18 protein-coding genes are annotated in these 17,111 nt (G+C 59.9%); 7 read left to right on the top strand and 11 right to left on the bottom strand.

Features of this window, described 5'->3' with window-relative positions:
* Positions 1-207: 207 nt before the first annotated feature.
* From gndA to KHO33_RS22410, 6 genes are all read right to left on the bottom strand, one after another.
* Entirely contained in the window at positions 208-1,617 is a 1,410-nt protein-coding gene (gene gndA, locus KHO33_RS22435) for an NADP-dependent phosphogluconate dehydrogenase (RefSeq protein ID WP_200566402.1), read from the bottom strand.
* Between the two features lie 244 nt (positions 1,618-1,861).
* Positions 1,862-2,512 carry a DUF938 domain-containing protein gene (locus KHO33_RS22430; RefSeq protein ID WP_200566400.1) on the bottom strand — a complete coding sequence of 217 codons (651 nt, stop codon included), beginning with the start codon at positions 2,510-2,512 and terminating at the stop codon, positions 1,862-1,864.
* A 12-nt stretch (positions 2,513-2,524) separates the two neighbouring features.
* The gene (locus tag KHO33_RS22425; protein ID WP_200566398.1) at positions 2,525-3,130 is read right to left on the bottom strand and encodes a pyridoxamine 5'-phosphate oxidase family protein; all 606 of its coding nucleotides are present in this window, start codon (positions 3,128-3,130) and stop codon (positions 2,525-2,527) included.
* 114 nt (positions 3,131-3,244) lie between these two features.
* Positions 3,245-4,114, bottom strand: coding sequence for an NAD-dependent protein deacetylase (locus tag KHO33_RS22420; RefSeq protein WP_054041894.1), 870 nt, complete (start codon positions 4,112-4,114; stop codon positions 3,245-3,247).
* A gap of 50 nt (positions 4,115-4,164) precedes the next feature.
* The gene (locus tag KHO33_RS22415; protein ID WP_054041896.1) at positions 4,165-4,395 is read right to left on the bottom strand and encodes an oxidoreductase-like domain-containing protein; all 231 of its coding nucleotides are present in this window, start codon (positions 4,393-4,395) and stop codon (positions 4,165-4,167) included.
* Between the two features lie 77 nt (positions 4,396-4,472).
* A complete protein-coding gene (locus KHO33_RS22410; protein WP_128576782.1) occupies positions 4,473-5,237 on the bottom strand; it encodes an SDR family oxidoreductase in 765 nt (254 codons plus the stop codon).
* A gap of 238 nt (positions 5,238-5,475) precedes the next feature.
* Here KHO33_RS22410 and KHO33_RS22405 point away from each other — a divergent pair, with 238 nt between their 5' ends.
* Positions 5,476-6,333: a polysaccharide deacetylase family protein gene (locus KHO33_RS22405; protein ID WP_200566396.1), complete on the top strand. Its 858-nt coding sequence runs from the start codon at positions 5,476-5,478 to the stop codon at positions 6,331-6,333.
* A gap of 99 nt (positions 6,334-6,432) precedes the next feature.
* On the opposite strand, the gene KHO33_RS22400 is transcribed toward KHO33_RS22405, so the two are convergent.
* The 3 genes from KHO33_RS22400 to KHO33_RS22390 all read right to left on the bottom strand — a co-directional run bounded on the left by KHO33_RS22400 (position 6,433) and on the right by KHO33_RS22390 (position 9,238).
* Positions 6,433-7,845 carry a DUF2252 domain-containing protein gene (locus tag KHO33_RS22400; protein WP_200566394.1) on the bottom strand — a complete coding sequence of 471 codons (1,413 nt, stop codon included), beginning with the start codon at positions 7,843-7,845 and terminating at the stop codon, positions 6,433-6,435.
* A 74-nt stretch (positions 7,846-7,919) separates the two neighbouring features.
* Positions 7,920-8,933, bottom strand: coding sequence for a hypothetical protein (locus KHO33_RS22395; RefSeq protein WP_200566392.1), 1,014 nt, complete (start codon positions 8,931-8,933; stop codon positions 7,920-7,922).
* Between the two features lie 113 nt (positions 8,934-9,046).
* Complete coding sequence (locus KHO33_RS22390) at positions 9,047-9,238, bottom strand: hypothetical protein (RefSeq protein WP_054041903.1); 192 nt, start codon at positions 9,236-9,238, stop codon at positions 9,047-9,049.
* 134 nt (positions 9,239-9,372) lie between these two features.
* Between KHO33_RS22390 and motA the strand changes: the two genes are divergently transcribed.
* The 6 genes from motA to KHO33_RS22360 all read left to right on the top strand — a co-directional run bounded on the left by motA (position 9,373) and on the right by KHO33_RS22360 (position 15,151).
* On the top strand, positions 9,373-10,242 hold the full coding sequence (gene motA, locus KHO33_RS22385) for a flagellar motor stator protein MotA (RefSeq protein WP_093634921.1): 870 nt from the start codon (positions 9,373-9,375) through the stop codon (positions 10,240-10,242).
* A gap of 14 nt (positions 10,243-10,256) precedes the next feature.
* On the top strand, positions 10,257-11,246 hold the full coding sequence (motB, locus tag KHO33_RS22380) for a flagellar motor protein MotB (protein WP_054041905.1): 990 nt from the start codon (positions 10,257-10,259) through the stop codon (positions 11,244-11,246).
* Between the two features lie 116 nt (positions 11,247-11,362).
* On the top strand, positions 11,363-12,046 hold the full coding sequence (locus KHO33_RS22375) for a Pr6Pr family membrane protein (RefSeq protein ID WP_200566390.1): 684 nt from the start codon (positions 11,363-11,365) through the stop codon (positions 12,044-12,046).
* 694 nt (positions 12,047-12,740) lie between these two features.
* On the top strand, positions 12,741-13,463 hold the full coding sequence (locus KHO33_RS22370; RefSeq protein WP_201127244.1) for an RHS repeat domain-containing protein: 723 nt from the start codon (positions 12,741-12,743) through the stop codon (positions 13,461-13,463).
* A complete protein-coding gene (locus tag KHO33_RS22365) occupies positions 13,394-14,896 on the top strand; it encodes an RHS repeat domain-containing protein (protein WP_128576785.1) in 1,503 nt (500 codons plus the stop codon). Before KHO33_RS22370 ends, KHO33_RS22365 begins: the two co-directional genes overlap by 70 nt.
* A 9-nt stretch (positions 14,897-14,905) precedes the next feature.
* The gene (locus KHO33_RS22360; protein ID WP_054041912.1) at positions 14,906-15,151 is read left to right on the top strand and encodes a hypothetical protein; all 246 of its coding nucleotides are present in this window, start codon (positions 14,906-14,908) and stop codon (positions 15,149-15,151) included.
* Between the two features lie 151 nt (positions 15,152-15,302).
* On the opposite strand, the gene mctP is transcribed toward KHO33_RS22360, so the two are convergent.
* Together mctP and KHO33_RS22350 are read right to left on the bottom strand one after the other, a co-directional pair.
* A complete protein-coding gene (gene mctP, locus KHO33_RS22355) occupies positions 15,303-16,784 on the bottom strand; it encodes a monocarboxylate uptake permease MctP (RefSeq protein ID WP_054041914.1) in 1,482 nt (493 codons plus the stop codon).
* A complete protein-coding gene (locus tag KHO33_RS22350; RefSeq protein ID WP_093634922.1) occupies positions 16,781-16,978 on the bottom strand; it encodes a DUF3311 domain-containing protein in 198 nt (65 codons plus the stop codon). The genes mctP and KHO33_RS22350 overlap by 4 nt, the downstream gene beginning before the upstream one ends.
* Between the last annotated feature and the right edge of the window lie 133 nt (positions 16,979-17,111).

The raw sequence follows: 17,111 nt of genomic DNA, 5'->3' as shown, positions 1-17,111 counted from the left end.
TAAGTAGAAGTCTAGGAGCGTAGGCATCTAGGGGAAACCCCTAAAACGATGAAACTCTATTCCGAAATTCGCAATAGTCGAGGGTCTGGCGTGCTTCCACACTATCTGCACGATAGCTATCAGCAATAATCGCCCATCGCGATTTCAATCGCTCGCACGGCCCGGCGCGCCTTGCTGCAAGCGCGCGCCGGGCCACGATTCAAACGCTCAGCTCCAGTTCGCGTGGAAGCTGCCCGGCTTGTCGGTACGTTCGAATGTATGCGCGCCGAAGAAATCGCGCTGAGCCTGCACCAGGTTCGCCGGCAGGCGTTCCGACCGATACGCGTCGAAATACGCCACTGCCGACGCGAATGCCGGCACCGGCACGCCCGCATTGATGGCGGCAATCACCACTTCGCGCAACGCCGACTGATAGTTCTTCGCGATGTCGCGGAAGTACGGATCGAGCAGCAGATTGGCGATTGCCTTGTCTTTCGTATAGGCGTCGGTGATCTTCTGCAGGAAGCGGGCGCGGATGATACAGCCGGCGCGGAAAATCTTCGCAATCGTGCCGTAGTCCAGATCCCATTTGTACTCTTCCGATGCAGCCCGCAGTTGCGCGAAACCTTGCGCGTACGAAATCACCTTGCTGAAGTACAGCGCACGGCGCACCGATTCGATGAACGCGTCACGCTCGGCGCCGAGCGGCTTGGCTGCCGGCCCTTCCAGCACCTTGCTCGCGGCCACGCGCTGAGTCTTCAGTGACGACAGCACGCGCGCGAACACGGCTTCCGTAATCAGCGGCAGCGGTGCGCCAAGGTCGAGCGCGTTCTGGCTGGTCCACTTGCCGGTGCCCTTCTGCGCGGCGCGATCGAGGATTACATCGACCAGATCCTTGCCGGTTTCTTCATCTTTCTTTTTGAAGATCTTCGAGGTGATTTCGATCAGGTAGCTGTCGAGCTCGCCCTCGTTCCATTCGGTGTAGACCTTGGCCAGCTCTTCGTTCGACAGACCGACGACCTGCTTGAGCACCGCATAGCTCTCGGCGATCAGCTGCATATCGCCATATTCGATGCCGTTGTGCACCATTTTCACGAAGTGGCCCGCGCCGTCCGGACCCATGTACGCGACGCACGGCTCGCCGTCCGGCGCCTTGGCGGCGATTTCGGTGAGGATCGGCGCAACCAGGTCATAGGCGTCGCGCTGGCCGCCCGGCATGATCGAGGGGCCTTTCAGCGCGCCCTCCTCGCCGCCCGACACGCCCGTGCCGATGAAATGCAGGCCGGCTTTCGCCAGTTCCTGATTGCGGCGGATGGTGTCGGTGAAATGCGTATTGCCGCCGTCGATCAGGATGTCGCCCTTGTCCAGCAGCGGCTTGAGCGAAGCGATGGTGGCGTCGGTCGGCTCGCCGGCCTTGACCATCAGCAGAATGCGGCGCGGTTTTTCCAGCGACTCCACGAAGTCTTCCAGCGTGAAGGCCGGCACCAGCTTCTTGTCCGGATATTCGGCGATGAGTTCGTCGGTTTTCTCGCGGCTACGGTTGTACACCGAGACCGCGTGGCCGCGGCTTTCGATGTTGAGCGCCAAATTGCGGCCCATGACCGCTAGCCCCACCACGCCGATTGCCTGTTTGCCCATGTGAATTCTCCAGAGTCCGATAAATGTCGAGACGCCGCGCCGGAAAGAACGTCGGCGGAACGTCGAGGGTGAAAGGATAAAAGAAATGCCGGCTTGCCGCTCGCTGACGCGCATTGATACTCAACGAGTGGGTTTTCCACTGCGTGCGGGCCTCAACTTTCTGCTGCGCCCGGCGATGCGCTTTATGACGCACTGCTTACACACCGCACACACATCGCACACACACCGCATTAAGCAACGTCAGTCAGACCCGCGCCGCGTCCAGGCGTTTCCTGAAAACCAGACTGAAATTGTTCGCCGGCATCGCGATCGGCTCGTCGCATACGAGTCCGACCGATGCGCCCAACCCGACCACCGCTTCCATGTCGCGCACGCCCCACGCGGGATCGCGGCTGCGCAATTGCTGATCGAACGCATCGTTGCTCGGCGAGGTTTGCGCGCCACCGCGTTTGTAAGGGCCGTACAGATACAGTACACCGCCGTCGACCAGTCGGCGACTCGCGCCGGCGAATAGCGCTTGCGTCGCGCTCCACGGCGAGATGTGAATCATGTTGATACAGACCACGGCGTCGAATGTATCGAGCGGGTTCAGTGTTTGCGCGCCCCAATCCGCCTGATGCACATCGAGGGCGAGCGGTGCGCGCACGTTCGCCAGCCTTGCGTGTGCGATCCACGCGGCAATCGACGCACGCGCATCTGCATCGAGATCGCTCGGCTGCCAGTCGAGCCCAGGCAATGCCCCGGCGAAGCAGATAGCATGCTGGCCCGTGCCGCTCGCGATTTCCAGCACGCGGCCGGTGGCCGGCAGCACTTCGCGCAATACGGCAAGGATCGGTTCGCGATTGCGTTCGGCGGACGGCGAGTGCTGCCGCAACGCCGGATGGGAATCAGTCATGTTCAGTTCGTTTCAGTACAGGGTCGTGCGCACGCGTTCGGCGAGTTCACGGTCGTAGGTTGCGGCATCGAAACTCGCGCCGTTGATGCGCCGGTGGATCTCGCCGGCACTCGGCAGGCGCGAACGTTCGACATGCCGCGCGGGATCCCACAGTTTCGAGCGCACCAGCGCCTTCGAGCAATGAAAGTACACCGCGTCGACGTCGATCAGCAGCACGGTGCGCGGCAGTTTACCGTCGACGGCGAAACTGTCCAGCCATTCCGGATCGTTGGAAATGCGGCCGCGGCCATTCACGCGCAAACTTTCGCCGACGCCCGGGATGATGAACAGCAGCGCCAGGTGCGGCTCGACGATGATATTGCGCAGACTGTCGACGCGGTTGTTGCCGATGCGGTCCGGCAACGCGAGCGTGCGTTCGTCGATCACGCGCACGAAGCCCGGTGCGTCGCCGCGCGGCGAACAGTCAAGGCCTTCCGGACCGGCGGTGGCGAGCACGACGAAGGGCGCGACTTCGATGAACGCGCGATAGTCTTCGTTGACGTAGGGAATCTCTTTCTTCACTGCGCGTTCGTGGGGCTGACCGTAGATTGCTTCGAGCTGTTCGATCGTCGTCAACATCGGCGTTCCTTTTTCGCGGGACGGTTGTTTTTCGTGAGAGCGGCGTTACGTGGGATTGAGATTATCGACGATTTATGCGAGCCGCGCGCTGATCGGGAGGCTCGGGCGGCTTGCTCAGTCGAGCGCCAGACGGCCCGCCAGCGCGGTCAGCGTATCGGCACAGGGCGCGGCGATTTTCAGCGACAGCAGCGGATCGGCGCGCGTGCGCCCCAGATTGATCGCGACGATCGGCTTGCCCTGCTTCTGCGCCCACACGCAGAAGCGGTAGCCCGAATAGACCATCAGCGACGAGCCGACCACCAGCACTGCGTCGGCCGCATCGAGCGCATGCGACGCCGCTTCGACACGCTCGCGCGGCACGCTTTCGCCGAAGAACACCACGGCGGGCTTCAACAAACCGCCGCAGTTCGTGCACGCCGGAATGCGGAAAGCGTCGAGATCGTGCCACTCCAGATGCGCGTCGCCGTCGGCGGCGGTTTCGGCGGTGACGTCCAGCAACGCGGGATTGTCGGCTTCGAGCGTCTGCTGGATCGACGCGCGCGAATGCTGCATCCCACAGTCCAGACACGTCACGCCGTCGATGCCGCCATGCAGTTCGATCACCTCGCGGCTGCCCGCCCGCTGATGCAAACCGTCGACGTTCTGCGTGACGAGCGTCGGCACATGGCCCGCTGCCTCGAGCCGGGCGAGAGCGGTATGCGCGGCATTCGGCTGCGCGTCGGCCACCACCGGCCAGCCGACCATGCTGCGTGCCCAATAGCGCCGGCGCATCGCGGCCGTGCCGAGAAATTCCTGCAGCGTGATCGGCGGCGAACGTTTCCATTCGCCGTTGTCGTCGCGATAGCCTGGAATGCCTGAATCCGTGCTGATGCCCGCGCCGGTCAACACGAACAGACGCGGATAACGCTGTACGAAGGTATGCAGGTCGTCGAGCGTGTGCGTTTCGTTGAAGGGTTCGATGGGCGCGGAATGAAGGTCGGTCATGACGGGGACGGGGTATGGCTGCGGCCTTGGCGTAAAACCTGAAATACCGTTTAGCGGCGCGTACGCGGTTTGCTCGGCCGTGTTTGCACCGTTCGCACCGTTTCCGCAGTCAGCGCCGCCTGCCGCGCTTGCCATTCGGCGAGCGCTGACTGATAGCGCTCGAGCGCTTCATCGTAGAGATCGAAGACACACGGATTGCAGCCGCTATGACAACAATCGTCGAGGTCGGGCTGCACGGGCGGCACCGGCGGCGGGTCGTCCTTGGGTGTGGCGCGGGGCACGGCGAATCGTTTTTCACAGAAGGCAGGAAGCGCCCAGTATAAGTTGATCTTCCGCGACGCGTGCGGCGACGCCCCGCTCAGCCCCGGCCGACGAACGGCATCTTGCTCGCCATGATGGTCATGAACTGCACATTCGCCGACAGCGGCAATTCGGCCATATGCAGCACCGCGTCCGCGACGTGCTGCACGTCCATCAGCGGCTCGACCGCGATTTCGCCGTTCGCCTGCGGCACGCCACGCGCCATGCGCTCGGCCATTTCCGTCGCTGCGTTGCCGATGTCGATCTGCCCGCACACGATGTCGTATTTGCGGCCGTCGAGCGAAACCGCTTTCGTGATGCCGGTAATCGCGTGCTTGGTCGCCGTGTAGGCGATGCTGTTCGGCCGCGGCGCATGCGCGGAAATCGACCCATTGTTGATGATGCGGCCGCCCCGCGGCGTCTGCGTTTTCATCAGACCGAAGGCCGCACGTGTGCAGAGAAACACGCCCGTGAGATTGGTGTCGACCACCGAGCGCCATTCGTCGATATCGAGCTCGTCGATATCCACCGGCGAGCCGTTGCGGCCCGCGTTGTTGAACAGCACGTCGAGACGGCCGCGCCGCTCGCGGATCGTGTCGAACAGCGCGGCGACACTGTCGGCATCCGTCACATCGCAGGCCACAGCAAGCGCGTCGCCGCCCAGTTGCTGCGCTTCTTCGACCACCGCGTCGAGCGGCGCCTGGCGACGGCCGGCGAGTACGACGCTATAGCCGTGTTCCAGCATCTTGAGCGCACAGGCCCGGCCGATGCCGCTACCCGCGCCCGTCACCAGCGCGACCTTCTTGATTCCCGTTCCTGTCACAGCGCTTCTCCCGCTCGGTTTCTTTGGCCTTAGCACCATACAACAGCGGATCGCCCATCACAAATGCAACGGCGCGGCCGTCGCAAAGCATGGTGTCTTTCAGCATTCTTTCATTACTTATCGTTACCTTCCGCAACAGCGTCCCATTACGCATCAATGGTATCGTTTGCTGTTGCGCCTCACGCGCGCGATTCAGGGCCTTCCCAGGACGGAGGAAGGAAGACAGGAAGCACGCTTTATGAACGAATTTTTCACGCCGCCGCAAGGCAATGAGGCCGCGCCGCGGCACCGCTGGCCGCGCACCGGCTATCCCGCGATGCTCACCGCCACCGCCGCATGGCACGTATTCGTACTGGCCGGCTGGCTGCTGGCACCCGCCGCATGGCCATGGTGGCTCGCCGCGATCTTCGTGAATCACGCTATTTTCACGGTAGCCGGCCTGTTGCCGCGCACCTCCCTGCTGGGCCCGAACTGGACACGCCTGCCCGCCGGCGCACGCAACGCAGACGCGATCGCCCTGACCATCGACGACGGTCCCGACCCGGTCGTCACCCCGCAAGTGCTGGATCTGCTCGACGCTTTCAAGGTGCGCGCCACCTTCTTCTGTATCGGCGCGAAAGCGCAGCGCTATCCGGAGCTCGCACGCGAGATCGTCGCACGCGGCCATGCGCTGGAAAACCATTCGCAGGTTCACGTGCACACGTTTTCGATCACGTTTCCGGGCGCGCTCACCCGCGAGATCGACGCGGCGCAGCGCACCTTCGAGGCATTGAGCGGCGAGCGGCCGATGTTCTTCCGCGCCCCGGCGGGCTTGCGCAACATCTTTCTCGAGCCCGTGCTGCGCAAACTCGATTTGCGGCTCGCGGCATGGACGCGGCGCGGCTACGACACGCGCGAGCGCGATCCCCACGTGGTCACGCAGCGGCTGCTTCAGGGCCTGGCCCCGCGCGACATCCTGCTCCTGCACGACGGCAATGCCGCACTCACCATCGAGGGCAAACCGCTGATACTCGCCGTGCTGCCACGCGTGATCGACGCGGCGCGCCACCAGCACCTGCGCTTCGTTACGCTGCGTGAAGCACGCGTCGACGACTGAGCTGTGAGCAATCTTTCCGCGTAGCCCGGTCACCGACGCGCGGCGAGCCACGCAAACATTGCTCACGCGGCGTCAGCACAACTCAAACGCGATTGACCGTTACACGCGGAAATCCGCCGCCATGTCTTCGTCCGTGCGCGCCTCGAGCTCGCCGCTGCGGCAGGCCTTCAGGAACACGTCGTAATCACGTTCCACCTGGTCCGCGTAGCTGGCGGCATAAGCCGCGAGCGATTCCGCGAACTGATCGCTACGGCCGATATACGCGCTGACTTCGATTGCCTGGCCACTTGCCTTGGCATGCGCGCGCGCCATGATCCAGCCGCAAAGTTTCGCGTAGCCTTCCAGCAGGTCGGTGTCGAACAGTTCGATGTTCGCCGACAGTTTCATGTCGCGCAGTTGCCGGAAGTAGAAATGGCGCCCTAACGGTCCGTTCGCCCAGCCGAGAAAGATGTCGCTCGCGGCCTGCAGCATGCGCTGCCCTTGCACGACACGTTCACCCTCGTGCTTGACGGGGGCCGACTTGTAGTACTGGGCGACCACCGACGGCCGCGCCTCCTTGAGCTGCAGAAACAACGGCTTGCCCATGTGGTCCACGTTCAGCACCACCATGCAGCGCGTGCCGACGCTGCCGACGCCCACCACTTTGAATACGATGTCCTGCACGGTGAAATGGCTGAGCAACTCGCGCCGGTCATGCGACATCGTCTTCAGGTACTCGCCCCACATGCGTTCGAGCATCTTGCGCCAGTTGTGGCCCCTGAATGCTTCGGTTTCTTCAGGCGTAAACAGCGTGTTCGCGCCTAGCACGTGGAATAGCGCCGGCGGCGCATCGCGGATCGTCCAGTGGTCGCCGTCGTGCTCGGCCATTTTCTCCAGCAGATTTTCGTGAGTCCGGCTCGCGGCCTTTTCCATGCCGCGGCGCACGATACGGCGGCGCTCGGGGGTCAGCGCGGTTTCCGCCATGCGGTCGAAGGTGATGCGGTCGTACCAGAGTTCGAGCGCGCCGCATTGCGCGTATTGCGTCATGCGGTCACGGTATTCGGTGACGGCGGTCATGACCAGATGCTCGGCCGTGCCGCGGCTCAAACGCATATGACGCGCGGCGACCACGAGGCTCGCGGTCAGGCGTTTCAGGTCCCATTCGAAGGGACCCGTCGCAACTTCGTCGAAGTCGTTCAGATCGAATACGAGTTGACGTTCCGGCGTCGCGAAGCCGCCGAAATTCATCAGATGGCCGTCGCCGCAAATCGGCATGGTGAGGCCGGTGTCGGGGACACGGCTCAGGTCGTGCGCCTGGATGATCGCGGTGCCGCGAAAGAAGGTGAACGGCGACACCGACATGCGCCCGTAGCGCAGCGGCACGAGCCTTTCGACACGCCCCTCGCTGCTTTGCTTGAGCAATTCGATCGGGTCGCGATGCAACTCGCCTACCGTGCGATGGCTCGAACGCTTCGAGTGCTCACGGGCGGCACGGCCACGGGCCTCCCGTTCGGCGATGGTGCTGGCTTTCATGCTCTTCTCCGGTTTTTTTCTGTGAATCTTTACTATCGGTTCTAGAAGACTGCTTCTGCTGGCACAGTGAGCCATCACCAACGGTAGCCCACACCGCCGAAAATTACATCCGAGTCGCGATCATAGCGTGTCACGACACGATTCCATTCGATCCGCGCATTCCAGTGATCGGTCAAGCGATACGAGCCGGCGATCGTGACGAGGCCGGAAAACTTCCCGGCGCCCGGCCCCGGCGTCGGGCTGTTCTCGTTTTCGTTGATCGCATAGTAGGCGCCGACGCCGAGCCCGAGCGATACCTTATCGTTGAGGAAGGCACGCGTCGCCCACAGCTGGCTGGTCAAGCCGTCGCGGCGCGCCACCTTGCTGCTGCCCTCATGAAGATAGCCAACTGTCACATCGAGATATTTCGCAAGGCCGCGCCGGTACTCGATCGCGCCGCCAAGCGCTGTCGGCGAGCTGGTCGAATTGATGATCGTCTCGCCGAGATACACCGCGACTTCGTTGTTAGTGACCTTGTGTGTACTGCCGCTCGCCCAGTCGCGCGGACCGGGTGTGCCCGGGGCATCGAGCTGATAGCCGACGCCGAGCATCACGCTGGTCGCATCCGGCCCGCGTTGCACATGCACGCGATTCAACTGCAGTTGCGTGATCCACCGGCTCGACGCGTAGTACGCCGCGCGCACGCTATACACGACACCCCAGCCGTGAGTGTCCGAATAGCTGCCGCCTTGCACGGCCGTGGTGGTATCGAAGTAACGGTAGGGACCGACGCCCGCCTGCAGGACGAACTGCGGGCTCCCCACGGGAATACGGCCCCATAGCTGGACCATCTGGCCGTCGCGATGATGATCGGGAATGTGTCCTTCATTGAGCCACGTGAAGCTCGCGGCGAAATATTGCCCGAGCCCTTCCTGATAGTTGAACGCCCACGTGTAGGTGTTCGTGCTGCCCGCACGCGAGCCGCCGCCGAATAGGGAAAACTCCTGGGCGTCAGCCGCACTGGACACAAATAGAAGCCCGAGACCGGCAATGCAGAAGGCCGCCTTGGTTGTCCGCTTGACGTTCTCGGCAGAATTCAGATTCCACATGCTTTTCGCATCTCCGGATGGGCCGCTGTCGCTGCCGGCATTCGTGAGCCGACGAGAAGCCGCCTGCGGCTTTGAGCGCCGGGGCCGGCTGTCGTTACAAATTGTTTGCCATGCTAGCAGACGGCCCGGTAAAAATGCCACACCATGCGGTTTGAATAATCCGGCCATGCAGCCACGTCTTCAATCATCCAATCCGCAAATACCCGCAATTGGTTGCGACCGCAACGACTGATCAAAAATCCGCGGACAAAATTGCCGGAAATCAAACAGGCGATTAACCAGTTGGTGAATATTTTCGTTTTCATTGACGTGCACACTTCAGACATCGCGAATCCAGCCGTTTACCGGTACATGGAGAATATGAGTGGCGCACTCAAAAAATCCCTTGAAATAGGGCCTGTTCCACCGAACGTGCGTCGCGCAAGATAACGGAGAGAGCATGTTTGTCGCAATCGGCTGGGTAGTGGTAATGGCTTCTGTGATCGGTAGTTTTGTCGGCGTAGGCGGCCATCTTCCCGCGCTCGTTCAACCGTTCGAATTGCTATGTATTTTTGGCGCGGCGATCGGTGCGTTTGTGGTAAGCAATCCGACCTCCACGCTGAAGAAAACGATCAAGGCGATTCCTTCGTGTTTTAAAAGTGGCGGATATACGAAGGAAAAATATCTTGAACTGATCGCGCTGCTTTACGAGTTGCTTCAGAAGGCACGCAAGGAAGGCATGATGTCGCTCGAAGCCGACGTCATGGCGCCGGAAGAAAGCGTGCTGTTCCAGAAGTATTCGCACGTCTTGAAGGACCATCATCTGCTCGACTTTATCGTCGACTATTTGCGCATGATGTCCGGCGGCAACGTGAACGTGCTTGAAGTGCAGGACCTGATGGACGAAGAACTGGCCACGCATCATGCGGAAGCGTCGGTCGCGGCCAATGCGATTCAGAAAATGGCCGACGGCTTGCCTGCATTCGGCATTGTCGCCGCCGTGATGGGTGTGGTTCATACGATGGGCTCGGTCGGCGCGCCGCCCGCCGTGCTCGGCGAAATGATCGCCGGTGCATTGGTGGGCACCTTCCTCGGCATTCTTCTCGCCTATGGCTTTATCGGTCCGGTCGCCGATCTGCTCAATGCCAAGGGCCGCGCCGAAGCGAAACCTTACCAGTGCGTGAAGGCCGTGCTGCTCGCCTCGCTCTCCGGCTATGCACCGCCGATCGCCGTCGAATTCGGCCGCAAGGTCCTGTTCACCGCCGACCGTCCGAGCTTCCAGGAGCTCGACGACGCCGTGCGCGCCACCAAGATGCCGAAATCGGCCTGACGCGGAGCGGCATCATGAGTGAAAGAAGATCGCGCGCGTCCCGGCAGGACGAGACACCCGCTCCCGTGATCGTGCGCCGCTCGAAGAAGGGTGGCGATCATGCCGCCCATCACGGCGGCGCATGGAAAATCGCCTACGCCGACTTCGTCACCGCGATGATGGCGTTCTTCCTGCTGATGTGGCTGCTCGGTTCGACGTCGAAGTACGACAAGCAGGGCATCGAAGACTATTTCAACACCCCGCTATCGAGCCTGTTCGGCGGCAACGAGGGCACGGCAGCCGCACGTCCGAGCGTCATCCAGGGCGGCGGCCGTGACATTTCCGACACCCGGCCCGCCGACGGCAAGAAAACCCAGACCGAACCCACACCACCGGCAAAGGTCCCACCGATCGTAGCGCCCGCGGACGCGGCACGGCTTCAGCAATTGAAAGAGAAGCTCACCGCCTTGATTGAACAGAGCCCGGCGCTGAAGGCATTCAAGGATCAGATCCGCATTTCGATCACGAACGAAGGTCTGCGCATCGAGATCGTCGATTCACAGAATCGTCCGATGTTTCCCTCCGGCAGTTCGAAGTTGCAGCCTTATGCCGTAACGATCCTGACGCAGATCGGCGCCGCGCTCAACGACGTGGAGAACCGCATTTCGATAGCAGGCCACACCGACGCAGTACCGTACACGGCCGGCCCCGAGGGCTACTCAAACTGGGAGCTATCGTCCGAGCGAGCCAACGCCGCACGCCGCGCATTAGTAGCGGGCGGCATGCACGGCGAGAAACTCCTGCAAGTACGCGGGCTCGCCGATGTATTGCCGTTAAACAGCAACGTCGCGGACGAACCCACCAACCGGCGGATCAGCATCCTAGTACTGAACAAGGCCGCGGAACTCGCGTTCTTCCACGACGGCGGCCGCACTGCAATTGACGAAACGTCCCCCGCGAGTTCGACTATTCCCGAGGTAGTGAACCGTTTGCAGCCGGTCAGCGTTTCACGTAGCACGCCGTAGAATTTCTATTGGGCAGAAGTTGAGTTCGGATCGCCTTCGGCTTCGGCTTCGGCTTCGACTCGTGCGATTTTTCGCAACTGCTGCAAAGCGAATGTGGTGTGTATAGAATCGTTCGCATGCGCCCTGCCCCACATCATCACCATGAGCCCGAGCTTCCGCTCCATACACCCAGCGTCTCGTCCGTGACGCTGGCGGCGATCATTGCCGTGATCGCGTGGATTTCGATCGTTGCGCAAGCCGATTTGACGATCGACCGCACGCTAGCCCGCGGACTCGGCGTACTCGATGGGGTTGCGCGGATGAGCAGTTACCTCACCAATCTAACGGTATTGGCTTGCGCGGTGTGTTTTACCTGCGTAGCGCTACGCGGGCGCGGCTCTTCGATCATACGTTTTTTTCGACAGCCAACCGTCGTGACCGCGGTCGTTGTCTACATGACTTTTGTGGGCATCGCCTACAACCTGCTTCTACGCGGAATGTGGTCACCCAGGGCGTACAGACTGCTGCTCAACGAATCGATGCACAGCGTTTTACCAATGCTGGCGGTGCTTTACTGGGTATTGTTCGTACCGCGATTTCATTTGCGGTTACGGCATTGCCTGTTGTGGCTGATCTATCCTGTCGCGTACCTCGCCATTACCTTCTGGCGCGGGAGTTTGTCAGACTTTTATCCCTACCCTTTCATCAACGTCGACGTGCTTGGCGTCAGACACGTTGCCGTCAATTCCGCCCTACTGTTTGGCGGATTTTTGATGTTGATGGCTGTGTTCGTGGGGATTAACTTTCGGCGTAGACGCTGATCGCACTCACCGTCTGGCTCTTCTAGTTCTCCCCTGATTATATTTTCTCCTGGCTGTTAAAGGTCGCGATTCGAAGCTTCCTTACGACGTGTCCACTCTGAACGGCGGCTTACGCTACCGCCGCGTCGCCCACTCCTTGCCCACGGCTTCGCACGTGAAACGGCGTTAGCGTCGTTCGACATGACGTCGATGGCTGTTGCCCCTGCCTCAATCTGTCAACCGTTGGTCGTGTCATGGTCAACGATGATCGCACGGCATGCTCGCCTTCGTTATGCATGGTCACTTTTAACAGTGCTCTCCTGGGTGAGGTCCGAATCGGGCGGCAATGACGTGGGATTGCGCGCCAATGCAATGCCGAACAATCCGATCTACCAAAGAGACATCCGATTTTGGGAACTGTCCTATTTTATTGACAGCCTCTACCTGGTGCAGTGTCGAGCGCATTACGAATTGCCAACGATGCATTGCAAAAGGGAGATCTATGAGGCAAAAGAAAACGCCCAACGGACTGCGGGCCAATATCGTGCGCCTATTGGCTGCGCTAGCGCTGTCATCGACCGCCATCAGCGCTCATGCTGAAAGTTGCTGGGATCTTTATCCAAAGTCGGGGGCGACGCCGGGCACTTCCTCGTGCCGACTTGACGTAGCAAGCAATACGCCGAGTGGTATAGGTAGTTCTGGATGCCGCAACGACATGGCATTGATTGACGCGTGGTGTTCCACGCCTAGCGATCCCGACGACTCATGCCCGGTCGCCGATCCCGTGTATCCGGCCAACGGCAAAGTAACCTTGATGGAAAGTGACTTCCGCAGTGGCGACGCAGTGCCCCTGACCTTTACGCGAAGCTATCTTTCTTCCCCCTTCGTTAAATCTGCGACGGCGATGGGGCCGATGTGGCTAAACAACTGGCAACGCCAACTCAACCTTACCGGAGCGAGCGGCAGTTCGCCGAAAGTCATTGCCTACCGTGCAAGCGGCCAGCCGCTGACCTTTCTGTTGACCAGCGGACAGTGGAAGACCTCTGCATTCAGCGGGTTGGCGCTCGCGCAATCCACAAGCGGTTGGACCTTGACAGACCTGACTACGGATACGGTCGAAACATATTCCGCGCAAGGCGTATTGCAGGCCGAGGCGACACATACGGGCTTCACACGCACGCTGACTTACGATGGCGCTGGGCGGCTCACGGCGATCAACCAGCGTGCGGCGGGAGCAATGCCCAAGTACGACCTTCTCACGATCAAGCTCGACTACGACGCGCAAGGGCGCATCTACCGCATGACGGACCCGAGCGGCGGACTCACGCAATATGGGTATGACGTTAATAGCAACCTCGCATCTGTAACGTGGCTGATGGCTATGTTCGCCGGTATGTCTATGACGATTCCCGCTTCAAAGGTGCGCTTACCGGTGTAGTTGACGAAAGCGGTTCACGCATCGCAACGTGGACATATGACGAGCGAGGTCGCGCAACCGCCGTGAGTCACCCGGACACGACACGAAACGTCCAATTTGCCTATGGCAACAACTCGACCACGATGTCCTGGAGTAACGAATCCGGCACCGTGAACTATGCGTCTATCGCTGGAATGTTGCGCTTGACGGGCGGGAGTACTGCCGACGGCAACGAGAGCAGAACGTTGGACGCGAACGGCAACCTGCTACAGAAAACAGCACCCGACGGAACCGCTACCTATTCGTATGACTCGGCGGGTCGGCCAGTGCGAGCGGCTGTGACCAGTGCGAGCGGAACCCTTATAACGACCGTGCGATATGCGGACGCGACAAGCCTGCGTCCATCGCTTGTCGCATCACCGGGAAAAATGCGGGCGTTCGTGTACGACGCAAACGGCAATGTTACCGGATACAGCGAATTCGACACAACCGATACGACAGGAGCAAGCGGTTTCGATGCCACCAGTGCAGGGACCAAGTTGACGGTCGGCGCAGTCTACGACGCGAACAATCGCATGTCAGAAGCGACAGTTTACGTCAACGGCGTAAAGACAGAATACTGGTGGTACTTTCCAGACGAAACGGGCAACCTCATGAGTGCCCAGGAGCATATTTCTCACTTCCTCATAAGCGAAGTGGAGCGCGATGCTTCGAACCGTCTAACCGTCGTTGGTGGCAACTACAGGGAAGGACGTTTCACCTATGATAAACGCGGACGCGTTGTCCGGTTCGTGTACAAGGAGGACGCAATCCCTCTGACGGCCGGGGTAAAACGTATCCTGACAGTGGACTACACCTACACGCCTGACGGACGTGTATCGAACCGTACCGGGACGGTTGCGAAAAACAACGAAGCCGCACAAACTATTTCCAACGATGAGATAGATCAGTGGATTAGCAACTACGAGGGTGGCGTTGAACCGGTTGGGCCGCCTGCAAAACTATCAGGTGCGCGCAGTGCGCTGAAGGCAAGCGGCACGACGACAATCAGCCCGATATGCCCTGAATGTTACGTTTTCACGCGGGCGAAGTTCGCTTGGAAACTTTTTTATCGCGACTTCACTGTCACACCGACGGGTCAACCGGTTCGAGGCGATGTACCGGAACTGCAAATAGCGGCGCAAGAACAGGTTCCGTTCCCTATCCTGATACCGGAGCAGAACGGGCAATCGAAACGTGCGGTGCTATATGCTCAGCTGTTCTCAGACGGCGGTGACCCTGATTCGGGCTTCGTCAAATGCAGTTATGGTCGGCCTGCGTCAAAGCGCTGTCGAGACGTGCGTGAAAAGTGTATTGACAAATGCACGATGCAATATCTTCCGACCCCCGCAATGAATGACGGCAGGAACTATCATCTTTGCGTCACTCGATGCCTGGCCGATAACGGCTGTTAGGAAAATACTATGGATAAAGAAACTGCGAAGGATATCGACAAGACCTTGCGTGATGCATTTCGGTCTGTTGAAGACGCAATCAGGCTCGTTCAAGCTCGTTGCTCGGTGGAGGAGTTCGAATTTTTCCGCACAGAAGCTGGAAGGGTGGCGGGTGGCATAACGCTACTTTTGTTACCGCTATGGGAGGACTACCCCGACATTGCCCCTGAAGGTGTGGTTGTCAGTCCATCAAAGAGGGGGAAAAGTAAGCGGTAAAAACGAAAAAAGGCGCGAGCAATCGTGCCTTTTTTATTGTTGCGCCGTTACCGGCCCCAATGTTGCGCGGGCAGTCGTTGCGTGGCTGCGCCGATTTGATCAGTGAAGGCCAGCGCCGCAGGTAGCCCACAGCGCCAGCCGGACAACCACCTCAAACCGCCGCCACAACCCTGCGCGGCGACAAAACCGACACAACAAAACTAACCACAACATTAGCAGCGAGCGCAATCAACCCGATATAAACCGGATAAACAGCATCCCCGACATGCAAAGCAAACACCGGCTTGAGCCCTTGAGAAACAGCAAGCCCAGTCCCAAGCACAATCCCAACCAGCCACCCAAGAAACAACCCTGTAGTATTCAACCGCCGCGTATACAAAGAAAACACAATAGCCGGGAATATCTGCAAAATCCAAACCCCACCCAGCAACTGCAAATCAATCGCATACTGCGTAGGCAAGAACACAATAAACAACAGAGCCCCAAACTTCACAACAAGCGAAACAATCTTCGCAGTAGAAGCCTCCGCCTCAGGCGTGATACCCGGCGAAACAAGAGGACGCCACAAATTCCGCGTGAACAGATTAGCGGCACCAATCGACATGATCGCGGCGGGCACCAAAGCGCTAATCGCGATAGCAGCAGCCGCAAAACCAACGAACCACGACGGGAACAGCGTGTTAAACAGCGCCGGCACCATGTCCGACGCCGACTTCACATGCACACCGGCAGCAATCGCCATATACCCAAGCAACGCGATCAACCCCAGCAACAGCGTATACGCCGGCAGAAAAATCGCATTCTTGCGCACCGTATTAGCCGACGAGGACGACAAGACTGCGGTCATCGTATGCGGATACATGAACGCCGCCAGTGCCGAACCCAAAGCCAGCGAGGCATAAGCAGTGAACTGCGTCGGCTTCAGAATGATCCCGGTCGCGCCGCCCTTGGCCTTGAAATACGTATCGGCCGCATCGAACACATGCGCATAGCCGCCCAGCTTCGCGGGAATCAGCCAGACCGCCGCAATCACGACGATATAGATCATGATGTCCTTGACGAACGCGATCATCGCCGGCGCCCGCAAGCCGCTTGCATACGTGTACAGCGCAAGAATCACGAAGGCGACGATCAGCGGCATCTCGCCGGTCACGCCGAGCCCCTTGATCACCACCTGCATGCCCACCAATTGCAACGCGATATACGGCATTGTCGCGACAATACCCGTGATCGCGACCGCCGCCGGGAACCACTTGCCACCGTATTCACCCTGCACATAGTCCGCCGCCGTGATGTGATCCTTCGCCTTCGCGATCTTCCACAGCTTCGGCATTACCGCGAACACAAATGGATAAACGATGATCGTATACGGCAGCGCAAAGAAGCCATACGCACCCACCGAATACACCAGCGCGGGCACCGCGATCACGGTATAGGCGGTATAGAAGTCGCCGCCGACGAGGAACCACGAAATCAACGTGCCGAACTGGCGGCCACCCAGGCCCCACTCATGCAATTGCGTCAGATCGCCTCGCTTCCAGCGCGCGGCAAAAAAACCAATGACGGTAACGAGAACAAAGAATGCGATAAAGACGGTCATCGCGACCGGGTTCACAGGAGTGACATCGCTCATTTGACACCTCGGTACACGACGTAAATCAGTAACGAGGTCAACGGAACCCACAAGAACTGATACCAGTAGAAAAAAGGAAAGCCGGCGAACGAGGGCCGCGTGTCGTTATAGAACGGCAACCACAGCAACGCGATGTACGGGATCAGCAGGATTAGCCATAGCCATGAACGGCCGGCAGATTGGGAGGTCTCCACAAACGTCTCCTAGGTCTATTATTGAAACCGCGCGCCATGACTTGTGGCCGGGCACGCGGAAAACCGGTTACCTCATATCAGACGGTAAAACCGGGTCTGCTTTTGCACTGTGCGCCGCACCATCGCGCGCCGG

Source organism: Paraburkholderia nemoris (genome assembly GCF_905221015.1).
Taxonomy (GTDB): Bacteria; Pseudomonadota; Gammaproteobacteria; order Burkholderiales; family Burkholderiaceae; genus Paraburkholderia; species Paraburkholderia nemoris.
This window is presented reverse-complemented; position numbering and strand designations above follow the sequence as displayed.

Bases quoted from the DNA above. Each gene is read 5' to 3' on its own strand.
- KHO33_RS22425 (WP_200566398.1), bottom strand. From the start codon at position 3,130: ATGTTGACGACGATCGAACAGCTCGAAGCAATCTACGGTCAGCCCCAC.
- KHO33_RS22430 (WP_200566400.1), bottom strand. From the start codon at position 2,512: ATGACTGATTCCCATCCGGCGTTGCGGCAGCACTCGCCGTCCGCCGAA.
- KHO33_RS22400 (WP_200566394.1), bottom strand. From the start codon at position 7,845: ATGAAAGCCAGCACCATCGCCGAACGGGAGGCCCGTGGCCGTGCCGCC.
- KHO33_RS22360 (WP_054041912.1), top strand. From the start codon at position 14,906: ATGGATAAAGAAACTGCGAAGGATATCGACAAGACCTTGCGTGATGCA.
- KHO33_RS22405 (WP_200566396.1), top strand. From the start codon at position 5,476: ATGAACGAATTTTTCACGCCGCCGCAAGGCAATGAGGCCGCGCCGCGG.
- KHO33_RS22395 (WP_200566392.1), bottom strand. From the start codon at position 8,933: ATGTGGAATCTGAATTCTGCCGAGAACGTCAAGCGGACAACCAAGGCG.
- mctP (WP_054041914.1), bottom strand. From the start codon at position 16,784: ATGAGCGATGTCACTCCTGTGAACCCGGTCGCGATGACCGTCTTTATC.
- motB (WP_054041905.1), top strand. From the start codon at position 10,257: ATGAGTGAAAGAAGATCGCGCGCGTCCCGGCAGGACGAGACACCCGCT.
- KHO33_RS22420 (WP_054041894.1), bottom strand. From the start codon at position 4,114: ATGACCGACCTTCATTCCGCGCCCATCGAACCCTTCAACGAAACGCAC.
- KHO33_RS22375 (WP_200566390.1), top strand. From the start codon at position 11,363: ATGCGCCCTGCCCCACATCATCACCATGAGCCCGAGCTTCCGCTCCAT.
- gndA (WP_200566402.1), bottom strand. From the start codon at position 1,617: ATGGGCAAACAGGCAATCGGCGTGGTGGGGCTAGCGGTCATGGGCCGC.
- KHO33_RS22390 (WP_054041903.1), bottom strand. From the start codon at position 9,238: ATGAAAACGAAAATATTCACCAACTGGTTAATCGCCTGTTTGATTTCC.
- KHO33_RS22370 (WP_201127244.1), top strand. From the start codon at position 12,741: ATGGCATTGATTGACGCGTGGTGTTCCACGCCTAGCGATCCCGACGAC.
- motA (WP_093634921.1), top strand. From the start codon at position 9,373: ATGTTTGTCGCAATCGGCTGGGTAGTGGTAATGGCTTCTGTGATCGGT.